The sequence below is a fragment of the Luteimonas rhizosphaericola genome, assembly GCF_029888045.1.
Classification (GTDB): Bacteria; Pseudomonadota; Gammaproteobacteria; order Xanthomonadales; family Xanthomonadaceae; genus Luteimonas; species Luteimonas rhizosphaericola.
In genome coordinates, this window is record NZ_JARXRN010000016.1 from 520471 (window position 1) to 534354 (window position 13884).

Annotated in this window: 14 protein-coding genes; 9 read left to right on the forward strand and 5 right to left on the reverse strand. The window is 72.7% G+C overall.

Translation table 11 applies throughout. The features are described 5' to 3' along the window. Positions 1–48: 48 nt before the first annotated feature. The 3 genes from QFW80_RS03640 to QFW80_RS03650 all read right to left on the reverse strand — a co-directional run bounded on the left by QFW80_RS03640 (position 49) and on the right by QFW80_RS03650 (position 3199). Positions 49–1308, reverse strand: coding sequence for an amidohydrolase family protein (locus QFW80_RS03640; RefSeq protein ID WP_280599838.1), 1260 nt, complete (start codon positions 1306–1308; stop codon positions 49–51). 104 nt (positions 1309–1412) lie between these two features. Further along, entirely contained in the window at positions 1413–2306 is an 894-nt protein-coding gene (locus QFW80_RS03645; RefSeq protein WP_280599839.1) for a cyclase family protein, read from the reverse strand. Then, positions 2303–3199: a DMT family transporter gene (locus QFW80_RS03650; RefSeq protein ID WP_280599841.1), complete on the reverse strand. Its 897-nt coding sequence runs from the start codon at positions 3197–3199 to the stop codon at positions 2303–2305. The genes QFW80_RS03645 and QFW80_RS03650 overlap by 4 nt, the downstream gene beginning before the upstream one ends. Before the next feature lie 103 nt (positions 3200–3302). Between QFW80_RS03650 and QFW80_RS03655 the strand changes: the two genes are divergently transcribed. The 5 genes from QFW80_RS03655 to QFW80_RS03675 all read left to right on the forward strand — a co-directional run bounded on the left by QFW80_RS03655 (position 3303) and on the right by QFW80_RS03675 (position 7334). Then, positions 3303–4187, forward strand: a complete 885-nt coding sequence (locus tag QFW80_RS03655) for a LysR substrate-binding domain-containing protein (protein WP_280599843.1) — start codon at positions 3303–3305, stop codon at positions 4185–4187. Between the two features lie 128 nt (positions 4188–4315). Continuing rightward, positions 4316–5257 carry a DMT family transporter gene (locus tag QFW80_RS03660; RefSeq protein ID WP_280599846.1) on the forward strand — a complete coding sequence of 314 codons (942 nt, stop codon included), beginning with the start codon at positions 4316–4318 and terminating at the stop codon, positions 5255–5257. Positions 5258–5362: 105 nt separating this feature from the next. Then, the gene (locus tag QFW80_RS03665) at positions 5363–5881 is read left to right on the forward strand and encodes an RNA polymerase sigma factor (protein WP_280599953.1); all 519 of its coding nucleotides are present in this window, start codon (positions 5363–5365) and stop codon (positions 5879–5881) included. A gap of 21 nt (positions 5882–5902) precedes the next feature. Next, positions 5903–6568 carry a hypothetical protein gene (locus QFW80_RS03670; protein WP_280599848.1) on the forward strand — a complete coding sequence of 222 codons (666 nt, stop codon included), beginning with the start codon at positions 5903–5905 and terminating at the stop codon, positions 6566–6568. Between the two features lie 202 nt (positions 6569–6770). Further along, entirely contained in the window at positions 6771–7334 is a 564-nt protein-coding gene (locus QFW80_RS03675; protein WP_280599850.1) for a hypothetical protein, read from the forward strand. A gap of 58 nt (positions 7335–7392) precedes the next feature. Here the strand turns inward: QFW80_RS03675 and QFW80_RS03680 are convergent, their stop codons facing one another. After that, positions 7393–7923 carry a DUF4019 domain-containing protein gene (locus QFW80_RS03680; protein WP_280599852.1) on the reverse strand — a complete coding sequence of 177 codons (531 nt, stop codon included), beginning with the start codon at positions 7921–7923 and terminating at the stop codon, positions 7393–7395. A 171-nt stretch (positions 7924–8094) separates the two neighbouring features. On the opposite strand from QFW80_RS03680, the gene QFW80_RS03685 reads away from it, so the two are divergent. Further along, entirely contained in the window at positions 8095–8652 is a 558-nt protein-coding gene (locus QFW80_RS03685; protein ID WP_280599853.1) for a LemA family protein, read from the forward strand. Further along, the gene (locus QFW80_RS03690; RefSeq protein WP_280599855.1) at positions 8649–10409 is read left to right on the forward strand and encodes a DUF2207 domain-containing protein; all 1761 of its coding nucleotides are present in this window, start codon (positions 8649–8651) and stop codon (positions 10407–10409) included. Before QFW80_RS03685 ends, QFW80_RS03690 begins: the two co-directional genes overlap by 4 nt. 9 nt (positions 10410–10418) lie before the next feature. Here the strand turns inward: QFW80_RS03690 and soxR are convergent, their stop codons facing one another. After that, a complete protein-coding gene (gene soxR, locus QFW80_RS03695) occupies positions 10419–10892 on the reverse strand; it encodes a redox-sensitive transcriptional activator SoxR (RefSeq protein ID WP_280599857.1) in 474 nt (157 codons plus the stop codon). Between the two features lie 73 nt (positions 10893–10965). Here soxR and QFW80_RS03700 point away from each other — a divergent pair, with 73 nt between their 5' ends. Both QFW80_RS03700 and QFW80_RS03705 read left to right on the forward strand, forming a co-directional pair. Then, positions 10966–11952, forward strand: a complete 987-nt coding sequence (locus tag QFW80_RS03700; RefSeq protein ID WP_280599858.1) for a quinone oxidoreductase family protein — start codon at positions 10966–10968, stop codon at positions 11950–11952. A 77-nt stretch (positions 11953–12029) separates the two neighbouring features. Then, positions 12030–13883: an ABC transporter ATP-binding protein gene (locus QFW80_RS03705; RefSeq protein ID WP_280599859.1), complete on the forward strand. Its 1854-nt coding sequence runs from the start codon at positions 12030–12032 to the stop codon at positions 13881–13883. The last annotated feature ends 1 nt before the right edge of the window (position 13884 follow it).

The following is a 13884-nucleotide window of genomic DNA, read 5'->3' on the forward strand; positions in this document are numbered from 1 at the left end:
CCCCGTCCACCCGGGCGCGAGGGTCCGGCGCCATCGTCCAGCGCGCACTCAGTTCCCGGTCGCCGCCCGGTACACGAGCCTGCCTCCGCGCAGCGTGTAGCGGACATCGGCGAATGCGTCGACGCCGTTCGCGGGGTCCCCGTGCAGCACCACCAGGTCGGCATCGAGCCCGTCCGCGATCCGGCCCTTGCGCTGCGCGTGTCCGAAATACGCCGCGGGCGCGGTGGTCAGGCTCTCGAGGATCCGGCGCCAGTCCATTCCCGCCTCGTGCATCAGTCGGAGCTCTTCGCTGGTGTCGTAGGCATCGACATAGCCCGCGTCGGTTCCGAACAGCACCGTACCGCCAGCCGCGGCGAACGCGGCCACCTGCTGTTTCGTGGTGCCGATCGCCTGCGCCAGGATCGGCTCGGGCACGTTCTCCTTGCGCATCTCGACCTCGAACAGCGCCAGCGTCGGCACCAGCGCCATGTCGTCCCCGACCATGCGCCGCACCAGCGCCTCCGGCCACGGCCCGGCCTGTGGCGCGGTGTGCGCGAGCACGTCGGCGCCGCTGTCGATCGCGACCGCCAGGCCGTCGGCATTGGTGGGATGCACGAACACGCGCCTGCCCGCGGCATGCGCCACCTCGACCACCGCGCGGGCCACGTCGAGGTCCATCGGCAGTACGCCGACCTCGCCGCCGACGATGGCGCCGCCGAACAGCTTCAGCCCGTCGGCACCCTGGTCCAGCTGCCGCCGCGCCCGTGCCGCGGCGTCCTCCGGGTTCGCCACTTCCGCCAGCCGCGCGTTCCAGCCGCCCAGTTCGTCGGGCACGTAGACCGGCTTGCCGTCCTTGGGGAAGAACGGCATGTCGACGGTCAGGATGTGGGGGCCCTCCACCTCGCCGGCGGCGATCCGCTTGCGCAAGGCGATCGCATTGCCCGGTGGCGAGGCGATATCGAAGATCGTGGTGAAGCCCCAGCGCAGGTATGCGGACGACAGGCGCTCCGACAGCACGTCGCCGGGGTGCGCGCTGGCCCGGTCGAGCGGCGGCGCCATCAGGTGCACGTGGCTGTTCCAGAAACCGGCGACGAGGGTGCCGCCGGCGGCATCGAGGATCTCGGCGTCCGCGGGGATGGCGATGGCGGCGGTCTTGCCGACCGCCACGATGCGGCCGTCGCGCACCAGCACGGTGCCGTGCTCGATGGGCTCGGCATCGGGCGTCGCGACGATCCGCGCGTTGGTCACCGCCAGTTCGGCCGCGTGCGCGGGCTGCATGCCCGCGAGCACGAGGCCCACGAGGAAGACGACACGGAGGACCTCACGCATGGCGATGCACCTGGTGGCCGGATGGTCCGATGTTAGGCGCCATCGCACGAGGTGCGCCCCTCCCGGAAGTCCCGGGCTGCAGCGATCCGCACCCACCTGGCCCCTCAGGGCCCGCCCAGCGTCGCGATCGCGCGCACCGGAAAGGTGCCGACGCCGGCAAACCGCGGCGGCAGCGCGGTGAAGCGGAAACCCTCGCGCGGCAGCGCGGCGAGGTTGCACAGGTGTTCCACGATCGGGATGTCTGCGCCGAGCAGGATCGTGTGCACCGGCCGCGCCTTGCCGCGGGTGTCGTCGATGTTCATCGAGTCGATGCCGACCAGGGCCACGCCGCAGTCGCGCAGCCAGGTGGCGGCCGCTTCGGTGAGGAACGGGTGGTGGTCGGCGTAGGCGGGCGATTCCCAGTGGACGTCCCAGCCGGTGCGCACCAGCACCGCACGGCCGCGCAGTTCCACCCCGCGCAGGTGTTCGGCATCGATCGCCCGCAGACGGCGGTGGTCGGCGTCGATCACCACCGCGTCGAGGTCGGCGAACGCGGAGGCCGGCATCTGCGCCAGGTCGGCGCCGTCTGCGTAGCGGTGGAACGGACAGTCCACGTAGGTGCCGGTGTTGGCGACCATGTCGATGCGCGCGATCTGGAACTCGGTGCCTTCTGCGTAGTGCGCGCGCGAGGCTTCGCGGCCGAGGTAGTCGCAGATGCGGGCAGCCGGCAGGCCGGGATAGGTCACCGTGCCGTCGCGCACCACGTGGCTCAGCTCGACGATCCCGCGCAGGTGGGGCTCGGGCGTGGCGATGCGCTTGTGCGCCTCGGCGAGGATCGCCTTGCGCGTGATCCGCACCGGGCCGGCCATCAGCAGCCGCAGGTCGCGCACGATGTACCCGGCCAGTGCGGCATCGTCGATGTCGTCGCCGTCGATGTCGAGCCGGAACCCCTGCCCCTGCAGGCCGCCGCCGTTGGTGAATTCGACCGTGAAGTCGAACTCCACGCGCCGGTCGTTCACCGCGTCCTCGCCTGGCTGAAGGCCACGCTGCCTAGGATCAGCGCGCCGGCCAGCATCATGGTCAGGGTGACCGGCTCGTCCAGCAGCCACCACGCCCAGCCGACACCGAACAGCGGCACCAGGTAGGTCACGGTGGACGCGCGGCTGGCGCCGATGCGGCCGATCAGCCGGTAGTACATGACGAACGCGATGCCGGTGCACAGCACGCCCAGCATCGCCGCCGAGAGCCAGGACGCGACCGGAACCGGCTGCGCCGGCCAGGTGGCGATCGCCAGCGGCGCGATGAGCAGCGCCGCCGAGCCCAGCGTGGCCGAGGCCACGGCCGCCGGCGGCAGGCCGGTGAGGTGCCGGCGCACGAGATTGATGCCCAGCCCGTAGAGCAGCGATGCCCCGGCGCCGGCCATCGCGGCCGACCCCACGCTCATGCCCGCGACCTTGCCGCTGGCCAGCACCACCACCCCGGCGAAGCCGGCCACCAGCGCCACCGAGCGGCGCGTGCCGATGCGTTCGCCGAAGAACAGGAAGCCCACCAGCGCGGTGAACAGCACGGTCATCGCGTTCGCGATCGCGCCGATGCCGGCCGGCGCCCGCTGCGCCGCCCAGGCGAACAGCAGGAACGGCACCGCGGAATTGATCGCGCCGATCAGCGCCAGCCTGGGCCACAGCCGCGCGGGAAACTGCGCCCGCGCGCGCCAGAGGAACGGCAGCAGCACCAGCGCCCCGAGCCCCAGCCGCACCTCCACCAGGGGCGCCGGGCCGAAGTCGTTCGCGGCCACGCGCATGAACAGGAACGAGGCGCCCCAGATGGCGCCCAGCAGGCACAGTTCCAGCGGGGTCAGCCAGCCGGCCTGCGCGTGGGGTGTCGGAACGGCGGCGACATTCTGGCAGGACATGGGGCGCGACTCGTCGGGGGGAGAAAGCGGAATTCTCCCGGTTGCACACCGCCGCACAAGCGCATACTTTGCGGCCAAGCCACAAATCTGGTTCATGGCTCGCATGGCGTTCCGCTCCGACTGGCTCCCCGCGCTGGCCGCGTTCGAATCCGCGGCGCGCCACCAGAATTTCGCCCATGCGGCCGAGGAACTGCACCTGACCGCGAGCGCGGTCAGCCACCACGTGCGCAAGCTCGAGGCGCGCCTGGGCGTGGCCCTGTTCCAGCGCCATGCGCGCGGCGTGTCGCTCACGGCCGAGGGCCGCCACCTGGCCGACGTGGCCGGCGGCGCGATCCACGACATCGACGGCGCGATGCAGGATCTGCGCCGCCGCCGCGACGACGCCCACGTGGTCCGCCTGACCACGCTGCACTCGTTCGCCTACACCTGGCTGATCCCGCGGCTGCCCGCCTTCGTCGCCGCGCATCCGGACATCCGCCTGCGGGTGGACACGGAGATCTCGCTGACGCGTTTCGACGATGTCGGCCCGGACCTCGGCGTGCGACACGGCCCGGGCCGCTGGCCGGGCCTGAGCGCGCTGCCGCTGATGGAGGAGTCGCTGTTTCCGGTGGCCGCGCCGTCGCTGCCGGGGCTGGCCCAGGTGCGCGCTCCGGCGGACATCCAGCGCCTGCCGCTGGTGGCCGACCTCTCGCACCAGGGCTGGCACGACTGGTTCCGCGCCAACGGCGTCCACGGCGCGCGCGTCGACGAGCGGTTCGTGTTCAGCGACAGCACCGACATGCTGCGTGCCGCCGCGTTCGGGCTCGGTGCGGCGCTCGCGCGCGAGCGCGTGGTGGCGCCCTGGCTGTCGAGCGGCCAGCTGCGCCGCCTGCCGGGCGAGGCGATGGCCGGCCGCTACGCCTACCACATCGTCTATCCCTCCCACCGCAGGCCGCGCGCCGCGGTGCGGCGCGTGATCGACTGGCTGGTGGCGCAGCCGGTGGCATAGCCCGCGGCCGCAAACGTCCGCCACGCCTGCGGCGGGCCATGCCGGAGACATCGGTCGCCCGCCATCACGGGCCGTGACGGCCGCCGCGGCAACGGGCATCCTGTCGCGCCCACCCGCCCCCGACCGCGATGACGCCCGCCACCAAGGCCCACTGGCAGATCCACCTGTGCGTGCTGCTGTGGGGCTTCACCGCCATCCTCGGCAAGCTGATCACCCTGCCCGCGCTGCCGCTGGTGTGGTGGCGCATGGGGCTGGTGGTGCTGGCGCTGCTGCTGGTGCCACGGGTGTGGCGCGGGCTGCGTGCCCTGCCCCCGCGGCTGTGGCTGGCCTACGCCGGCGTCGGCGTGCTGGTGGCGCTGCACTGGCTGACGTTCTACGGCGCGATCAAGCTCGCCAACGCATCGGTCGCGGCCACCTGCATGGCGTTCGCCACCGTGTTCACCGCGCTGATCGAGCCGAAGCTGGCGCGGCGACGGTTTTCCCGCCGCGACCTCGCGCTCGGCATCCTCGTGCTGCCGGGAGTGGCGCTGGTGGTCGGCGGCGTATCGGCCGACATGCGCGCCGGAATCGTGGCCGGGGCGCTGTCGGCGCTGTTCGTGGCGGTGTTCGGTTCCCTCAACAAGCGCCTGGTCGACCGCGCCGATCCGCTCACCGTCACCGCGCTGGAGCTCGGTGCCGGCACCCTGGCGCTGACCGCGCTGGCGCCGCTGATGCCGTTCGTGTTCCCGGCCTTCGCCGGCCCCCTGCTGGTGCTGCCCTCGGCCGGCGACGCGCTGTGGCTGCTGCTGCTCGCCGGCGCGTGCACCCTGTTCCCCTTCGCGCTGTCGCTGGTGGCGCTGCGGCACATGAGCGCGTTCTCGGCGCAGATGGCGGTGAACCTGGAACCGGTGTACGCGATCGTGCTGGCCATGCTGCTGCTGGCCGAGCAGCGCGAGCTCACGCCGATGTTCTATGCGGGCGTGGCGATCATCCTGGCGGTGGTGTCCGCCCATCCGCTGCTCAACCCGCAGCGGCGCATCGACCACCCGGAAGTGCTGGGAACGTCCGAGGCCAAGGGCATCGTCGAATGAGGCCGCGGCCTCCCGCCCGCCATCGCCCCCACGGCACGCTGTGACAAACCGCCCCGTGCCGCGTATCACCCCGGCATGACAGGCACGCGCACCCCCGGACAGGCGATGGACCACGCGACACCGACCGCAGGCGAGGCCCACGCCGAATTCGACGCGCTGCTGCAGCGCCACCGCGGCATCGTGCTGAAGGTGGCCAACAGCTACGCCTCCAGCCGGGAGGACCGCGCCGACCTGGCGCAGGAGATCGCCGCCCAGCTGTGGCGCGCCTGGCCCGGCTTCGACCCGGCGCGCAGCTTCTCCACGTGGATGTACCGGATCGCGCTGAACGCCGGCATCTCGTTCCTGCGCGAGGAAAGCAGGCGCATGCGCCATGCGGCGCCGCTCGACGCGCAGCTGCACGAGGTGGCCGACGAACGCGCCGCGGATCCCGAGACCGACGAGCGCCTGCGCCTGCTGTGGCGGTTCATGGACACCCTGGGCGCGCTCGACCGCGCCCTGCTGGTGCTCTACCTGGAGCAGCGCAGCACGCGCGAGATCGCCGAGGTGCTGGGCCTGGGCGAGAGCAACGTGACCACCAAGATCAGCCGCCTCAAGCAGCGCATCCGCGACTACGCGGCGGCGTGACCGCACGCGATGGAGACCACCATGGAACTCGACGACCTCAAGCTGGCCTGGCAGACGCTCGGCTCGCAACTCGAACGCCAGCAGCAGGTGCAATGGGAACTGCTCCGGGCGCACCGGCTGGATCGGGCCCGCGCCCAGCTGCGGCCGCTGCTGTGGGTCCAGGCGCTGCAGTGCCTGCTCGGCATCGGCCTGGTCGTGCTGGGCGTCGCATGCTGGACGCGCAATCCCGACGTTCCCGGGCTGCTCGCTGGCGGGCTGCTGGTGCACGGCTTCGGCCTGGTCACGGCGGTGATGGCGGCGCTGACGATCGCGCTGGCGACGCAGGTCGATTACGCCGCGCCGGTGCTTCGCATCCAGCGCCAGATGGCGCGCCTGCTGCGGCTGTTCGAACTCAATGCCCGCGTGTGCGGGGCGCCGTGGTGGATCATGTGGCTGCCGGTGGTGGTGGCGTTCGCGGGCCTGTCCCCCGGCGCTCCCGGCGTCGGCACGCCGGCGTGGATCGGCATCAGCCTGGCCGTCGGCATCGCGGGGCTGCTGGGCACGTGGGCGTGGTCGGCCTGGTCGGTCTGGCGCCTGCGTGGCGGGCCCGACACGACGCAGGGCGTCCGCTGCGCCGCGGACGGCGGCGACGGCATCCGCCGCGCGCAGCGGATCCTCGACGAAGTGGCGCGGTTCGAACGCGACTGACGACATGCGACGCGGGTATGCTCGACGCTGGCTTCATCCCGCTCACTGAATGACACGAGTCCTGTCCGCCCTCCGGCGCCGGTGCGCACCGCCTGCCATGGTGCTGCTGGCCCTATGCGCCTGCGGCGCGCCCGCGCCGCCGCCTGCGGCGCAGCCATCCGGGGAGGCTGCGAACCCGCAGGACGTCCGCGTCGTGCACTGCATGCCCACCGCGCTGGTGTCGCTGCCGCTGCCGCTGGACGAGGGCTTCGCGCTCATGCATGAGCATCCTCCGGCGACGCCCTCCGTCGTCGGCTGCGTGTTCGGCCTGTTCGGCGCGGGTCCGCTGAAATCGCCCGCGGCCTTCGACCGCGCCTACGGACGGGTGTTCGCACACCACGAGGAGGACGGCACCCTGGTCCTCGACTCGCTGCCGCGCGAGCGCGTGCAGCTGTTCCGGCTCGGGTCTGTGGGCGACGCGCACACCTGGCTGCTGCGTGTGGACAGCGGCTTCGATCTCGACGATCGCCATCACGATGTGCTGTTCAGCACCTCGCGGGCCAGCGGCGCGCTGGTCGACCAGCTGCTGGTCGGCGGCCGCGGCATCTACTACCGCCGCGACTACGACATCGCCGCGCCCGACCGCTTCGCGATCCGCGAGGACACCGGCCGCGGCGCGGACGCGGGTCCCGGCTACCGCGCGCGCTACCGCGTCGGCAGCGACGGGCGGTTCACGCTGGAGGCGGGCGAGGTGTCGCCGTCGCCCCCGATGGCCTCATCGCCGTGACCGGACGCGGCGGGCCCGCGGGCGGACGCGCCCTGCCGCGAGCGCGGCCGCGGCACGATCAGCGCAGGCTGTAGCCCGACACGCGCCAGACGCGGTCCTCGTCGAGCCGGAACGAGACCAGCTCGCGCACCGGCTGCGCCTGGTTGGCGAACTTGGTCGCCGAGCGCACGTTGATGTACAGGCCTTCGGGGACCTGCTGGCCGGCGCGGAACAGCGAGCGGCTGACCTGCGGGTTGGCGCGCGTGGAGGCGGCGCCCAGGCGGTTGCGGTCGATCGTGACCTGCTTGATGAATTCGTCGCGGGTGACGGCCTGCTTCATCATCGCGGAGGCGCCGTCCCAGACTTCGCCGATGCGGTTGGCGTCCACCAGCTGCATCACCTGCAGCGCGGCCTGGCCCATCTCCGCATCCTGCTTGGCGAGCGCGGCGCGCTGCTCGGGCGTGAGCTGCTCCATCTCCGGCTGCGGCGCCTGGGCCTGCGCCGGCTGCGCGGCCGGACGCGGCTGGGGCTGCGGCGCCGGCTGTTGCGCGAACGCGGCCGAACACAGGGCCAGGGCGGCGAGGGTCGAACACAGGCGCAGTCTGTTCATGGTCGGCGGGTCTCGATGCGTCGGGGCGGTCGAGTGTAACCGCCCGTCCGGCGACATGCAGTGACCCTCGGGAATGCCTGCGGACCGGGCGGTCCGCTACCCTGTCGGTCACGTCGCGCCCGGCGCGTGCGTCCTGAACGGACCTTGCACACCTTCGGATACCGGAGCCCCATGAGCCTGCCGCTGCTGTCGCTCTCGCTGCTGGGACTCGCCCTGCTCGCCTGGGCGATCCTCGTGTTCAACCGCCTGGTCCGCCTGCGCAACCAGGTGAGGACCGCCTGGGCCGACATCGACGTGCAGCTGATGCGGCGACACGACCTGGTGCCCTCGCTGGTGTCGTCGGTGCAGGCCTATGCCGGCCACGAGCGCGCGGTGCTCGAGGCGGTCACCACCCTGCGCGCGCAGGCGCTGTCGGAAGCCAGCCGGCCGCGCCTGGCCGGCGTGGAGGACGCGCTGGAGCAGGCGCTCGGCCGCCTGGTCGCGCTGCAGGAGGCCTACCCCGAGCTCAAGGCGAGCGACAACTTCCTGCAGCTGCAGCGCGACCTGGTGGACGTGGAGGAACACCTGCAGTACGCGCGCCGCTTCTACAACGGCGCGGTGCGCGACTACAACGACGCCACCCAGCGCGTGCCCGACCTGCTGGTCGCGCGCCTGGCCGGCTTCGCCGCCGAGGACTTCTTCGAAGCCGGCGACGCCCAGCGCGCCGCCGTGCGCGTGGAGCTGCCATGACCATCGCCCGCCTGCGCCTTCCCGTCCTGCTGTGCGCGTGGCTGCTGGCGGTCGCCCTGCCGCTGGCCGCGCAGGAACGCATCGAGTCCTACGACATCGACGTCGCGGTTCGGTCCGACGCCAGCCTGGAGGTGACCGAGCGCATCCGCGTGCGGGCCGAGGGCCAGCAGATCCGCAGAGGGATCTACCGCGAGTTCCCCACCCGCTACCGCGACCGCGCCGGCAACCGCGTCGTGGTCGGGTTCGAGGTGCTCGAGGTGCTGCGCGACGGGCGCCCGGAGCCGTGGTTCACCGAGACCGGCCGCAACGGCGTAGTGGTGAATACCGGCAACGACGACCTGCTGCCCGTGCCCGCCAGCGTCACCTACACGCTGCGCTATCGCACCACGCGCCAGCTCGGCTTCTTCGAAGACCACGACGAGCTGTACTGGAACGCGATCGGCACCGGCTGGCGCTTCCCCATCGAGCGCGGCAGCGTGCAGGCCACCCTGCCCGAACCGGTGCCGGTGGCGCAGCTCGCGGCCGAGGGCTACACCGGACCGCAGGGCGCGCGCGGGCAGGCGTTCACCGCCACCACGCCCGCGCCGGGCCAGGCGCGCTGGCAGCTCGAAGCGCCGCTGGCGCCGGGCGAAGGCCTGACGATCGTGCTCTCCTTCCCCAAGGGCGTGGTCGCCGCGCCGACGGCGGCGCAGCGGCTGCGCTGGCTGCTGCTCGACAACCGCGCGCTGCTGGTCGCGCTGTTCGGACTGGTGGTGCTGCTGGCGTGGTGCGTGCTGCGCTGGCGCAAGGTGGGGCGCGATCCGCCCGCCGGCACGGTGATCGCGCGCTACACGCCGCCCGACGGCATCTCCCCGGCGGGGCTGCGCTACATCCGCAACATGGGCTACGACACCCGCTGCTTCACCGCCGACGTGCTGGGGCTGGCGGTCAGGCGCTCGCTGGTGATCGAGCGCGACAAGGGCCTGCTGAAGGATCACTGGCGGCTGGAGCGGGCCGCGGGCCATGCGTCCCGCGACGCATCCGGGACCGAGCAGGCCACGCTCCTGGGCGCGCTGTTCAAGCAGGGCACCACGCTCGAGCTCGACAAGGACAGCGCCAGCGTGCTGCAGTCCGCGATCTCGTCCCACACCGCCGCACTCGCCCGGCGCTTCAAGGGCACGATGTTCAACCATCACGGCGGCAGTTCGTTGATCGCGCTGCTGATCGCGCTGGTGTTCTCCGGTGCCGCATTCGCGATCGGCGCCGCAACCGGCGCGGGGTTGCTGTTCCTCGTCCCGATCGGGCTGATGATCGTCACCGTGGTGGTGTTCGCCTTCCTGGTGCGGGCGCCGACGCGCGCCGGCCGCCAGGTGCTGGACCACATCGAAGGGCTGCGCCGCTACCTGGGCGTGGCCGAGCAGCCCGACCTGCAGCGCCTGCGCGCGCCGGACGAGGCCGAGCCCGCGCTCGACGCGCGGCGCTTCGAGGCGCTGCTGCCGTACGCCGTGGCGCTGGACGTGGAAGAGGCCTGGACGCGCCGGTTCACGCTCGCGGTAGGCGCGGCCGCCGCCGCCGCGGCGACATCGGCCATGACCTGGTACCACGGCAGCAACGGCACCGGTTCGATCGGCGACATCGGCGGCTTCACCAAGGCGATCGGCAGCAGCCTGACCTCGCAGATCGCCTCCTCGTCCACGCCGCCGGGCAGTGCTTCGGGCGGCGGTGGCGGCGGGTTCTCGGGCGGGGGTGGCGGCGGCGGGGGTGGCGGGGGGCGTTGAGCGCGTCGCTCAGTCGCGGTCGAGCGTGTTCGCGCCCGGGCCGAACTCCGCCATGCGGTCCCCCGGGTTGCGCAGCGGGCACTGCTTGAGCGACAGGCAGCCGCAGCCGATGCAGCCGTCGAGGTCGTCGCGCAGGTGGGTCAGGCGTGCGATGCGCGCATCGAGTTCGGCACGCCAGCGGGCCGACAGCCGGCTCCAGTCCGCGGCGGTCGGCGTGCGCCCGTCCGGCAGAGAAGACAGCGCCTCGCGGATCGAGGCCAGCGGCAGCCCGGTCCGCTGCGCCACCCGGATCACCGCGATCCGCCGCAGCACGTCGCGCGCATAGCGTCGCTGGTTGCCGGCGGTGCGGCCGCTGCGGATCAGCCCCCGCGCCTCGTAGAAATGCAGCGTCGACACCGGCACGCCGCTGCGCGCGGCGACCTCGCCGACCGTCATCTCGCGCCCCGGCGTTTCCGTGCCGCGACCCGATGTCCCAGCGCCCATGCGATCCGCCCTTGACCTCGACCTTACTTGACGTTTTAGCCTGATCCGGACCGCGACTCAACCCGGATGCCGCATGCAGCCCGCCCGACGCTTCGACACCGACCCCTCCGGCATGCGCGCCATGGCGTTCCCGCGCCCCGGCGCCGCCCCGACCGCCCGCACGCTGCCGATCCCGGTGCCCGGCCCAGGCCAGCTGCTGGTGCGGCTGCACGCGGCCGGCGTCGGCCGCTGGGACCTGCTGGAGCGCGATGGCGCGTTCGCGCGCGGGCCATCGCAGGCGCCGCCGTTTCCGCATGTGGGCGGATCGGAAGGCGCGGGCGTGGTGGTGGCCTCCGGACCCGGCGTCACCGGGTTCCGTGAAGGCGACCGCGTGTACGGACTGGTCGCCGCGCGTGCGCCCAGGCGGGGCTGCTATGCGGAGTTCACCCTGTTCGACGCCGACCTGTGCTGGCCCGCACCGCCGCGCCTGTCGATGGACCAGGCCGCGGTGCTGGCGGTGGACGGCGCGCTCGCGTGGCAGGGACTGCACGAGGCGCTGCAGGCCCGCCGTGGTGATGCGCTGGTAGTGTTCGGCGCCAGCGGTGGCGCCGGGCATTTCGTACTGCAGTTCGCCGCCAACCTCGGGCTGCGCACGTGTGCGGTCGCCTCCGGCGCCGACGGCGTCCAGCTCGCGCTGCGCATGGGTGCTGATGCGGCGACCGATGGCCGCCAGCGCGGATTCGACCACGACGTGGCGCGCTTCGCCGACGGGCGCGCCGTGCTCGCCCTCCTGACCGCCGGCGGCGACGCCGCGACGCGACTGCTCGCAGCGCTGCCGGCCGGCAGCCGCGTCGCCTGGCCGCGCGGCGTCGAGATCGACCTGCCGCAGCGCGCAGGCCTGTCCGCGTCGGCGTTCGGTCCGCGCTACCGGGGCGACGCGATGCACGCGTTCCACGCCGCGGTCGAACGCGGGCCGCTGGTGCCGCACGTCTCGCGCAGGTTTCCGCTGGAACGGCTGCCGCAGGCACTCGACGCGGTCGGGGCGCATCACCTCGGACGCATCGCCGTGCTGACCGCATGAGACCGGACGCCGCGGCGCAGCCGGCGCGCGCGACGGATCGGCGACAATGCCGCCCTCCCCGTCCCCGCCAGGCCTTCATGTTCCGCTGGTTCGAATCCCGCCTCGACCCCTTCCCGCAGGACCCGCCGGCGCAGCCGCCGCGGACGCTGTACGCGTTCTGCCGCCATTACACCCGCGGCGCCGAACCCTGGCTGCTGCTGATGGCGCTGACCACCGGCGGGATCGCGGCGGCCGAACTGCTGCTGTACGCCTACGTCGGCTCGCTGGTCGACCGCCTCGGCGCCACCACGCCGGCCACGTTCCTGGGCGAGGAAGGCGCGCGCCTGCTGTGGATGGGCCTGCTGGTGCTGTTCGCGCTGCCGCTGATGGTGGTGCTGAACTCGCTGGTGCAGCACCAGACCCTGCTCGGCAACTTCCCGATGCGGATCCGCTGGAACGTGCACCGTTACCTGCTGCGGCAGTCGATGGGCTACTTCCAGGACGAATTCGCCGGGCGCATCGCCACCAAGCTGATGCAGACCTCGCTGGCGGTGCGCGAGACGGTGATCAAGCTGCTCGACATCGGCGTGTACATCGTCGTGTTCTTCGCCGGCACGCTGGCGGTGGCCGGCAGCGCGGACTGGCGCATGATGCTGCCGTTCGTGGGCTGGATGGTCGCCTACGGCCTGCTGATGCGCCACTTCGTGCCGCGCATGGAGCGCATCTCGCGCGCCCAGGCCGACGCGCGCTCGGCGATGACCGGCCGCATCGTCGACAGCTACACCAACATCGCCACGGTCAAGCTGTTCTCGCACTCGCGCCGCGAACAGGCCTACGCGCGCGAGGCCATGGACGGCTTCCTGGCCACCGTGCACCCGCAGATGCGGCTGGCCACCCGCGTCTACAGCCTGCTGTACGCGATGAACATGGCGCTGCTGTTCGCGGTGGTCGCGCTGGGGCTGTGGCTGTGGCACGGCGGCGCGGTGTCGGCCGGCGCGATCGCGGTGGCGGTGGCGCTGGTGCTGCGCATCCTCGGCATGTCGCAGTGGATCATGTGGGAACTGTCGGCACTGTTCGAGAACATCGGCACCGTGCACGACGGCATCGGCTCGATTTCGCTGCCGCCCACGGTGGACGACGCGCCCGGGGCGCCGGCGCTGGCGCGCGTGCGTGGCGAGATCCGCTTCGAGGGCGTCGGGTTCCACTACGGCAAGGCCGGCGGGGTGATCGACCACCTCGACCTGCACGTGCGCCCCGGCGAGAAGATCGGCGTGGTCGGGCGCTCGGGCGCGGGCAAGTCGACCCTGGTCAACCTGCTGCTGCGCTTCCACGACCGCGAACAGGGCCGCATCCTGGTCGACGGCCAGGACATCGCCGACGTGCAGCAGGACAGCCTGCGGGCGCAGGTCGGCGTGGTCACCCAGGACACCTCGCTGCTGCACCGCTCGGTGCGCGACAACATCCTGTACGGCCGCCCCGATGCGAGCGAGGCGGAGATGGTCGAGGCCGCGCGCCAGGCGCGCGCGCACGAGTTCATCCTCGAACTGGCCGACAGCCAGGGGCGGCGCGGCTACGACGCGCACGTCGGCGAACGCGGGGTCAAGCTGTCCGGCGGACAGCGCCAGCGCATCGCGATCGCGCGGGTGCTGCTGAAGAACGCGCCGATCCTGGTGCTCGACGAGGCCACCTCGGCGCTGGACTCGGAAGTCGAGGCCGCGATCCAGGAGAACCTGTACCGGCTGATGGAAGGCAAGACGGTGATCGCGATCGCGCACCGGCTCTCCACCATCGCCGCGATGGATCGCCTGATCGTGATGGAGCGCGGCGCGATCGTGGAACAGGGCACGCACGAGGCACTGGTGGCCTCGGGCGGGATCTATGCCCAGCTGTGGGCGCGGCAGTCGGGCGGCTTCCTCGCCTGCGCGGAGGACGAGCCGGCGGCCGCCGGCTGAG

Coding starts and splice junctions, on each gene's coding strand:
- QFW80_RS03640 (WP_280599838.1), bottom strand. CDS start 1,308: ATGCGTGAGGTCCTCCGTGTCGTCTTCCTCGTGGGCCTCGTGCTCGCG.
- QFW80_RS03650 (WP_280599841.1), bottom strand. CDS start 3,199: ATGTCCTGCCAGAATGTCGCCGCCGTTCCGACACCCCACGCGCAGGCC.
- QFW80_RS03655 (WP_280599843.1), top strand. CDS start 3,303: ATGGCGTTCCGCTCCGACTGGCTCCCCGCGCTGGCCGCGTTCGAATCC.
- QFW80_RS03660 (WP_280599846.1), top strand. CDS start 4,316: ATGACGCCCGCCACCAAGGCCCACTGGCAGATCCACCTGTGCGTGCTG.
- QFW80_RS03665 (WP_280599953.1), top strand. CDS start 5,363: ATGGACCACGCGACACCGACCGCAGGCGAGGCCCACGCCGAATTCGAC.
- QFW80_RS03670 (WP_280599848.1), top strand. CDS start 5,903: ATGGAACTCGACGACCTCAAGCTGGCCTGGCAGACGCTCGGCTCGCAA.
- QFW80_RS03675 (WP_280599850.1), top strand. CDS start 6,771: ATGCCCACCGCGCTGGTGTCGCTGCCGCTGCCGCTGGACGAGGGCTTC.
- QFW80_RS03680 (WP_280599852.1), bottom strand. CDS start 7,923: ATGAACAGACTGCGCCTGTGTTCGACCCTCGCCGCCCTGGCCCTGTGT.
- QFW80_RS03685 (WP_280599853.1), top strand. CDS start 8,095: ATGAGCCTGCCGCTGCTGTCGCTCTCGCTGCTGGGACTCGCCCTGCTC.
- QFW80_RS03690 (WP_280599855.1), top strand. CDS start 8,649: ATGACCATCGCCCGCCTGCGCCTTCCCGTCCTGCTGTGCGCGTGGCTG.
- soxR (WP_280599857.1), bottom strand. CDS start 10,892: ATGGGCGCTGGGACATCGGGTCGCGGCACGGAAACGCCGGGGCGCGAG.
- QFW80_RS03700 (WP_280599858.1), top strand. CDS start 10,966: ATGCAGCCCGCCCGACGCTTCGACACCGACCCCTCCGGCATGCGCGCC.
- QFW80_RS03705 (WP_280599859.1), top strand. CDS start 12,030: ATGTTCCGCTGGTTCGAATCCCGCCTCGACCCCTTCCCGCAGGACCCG.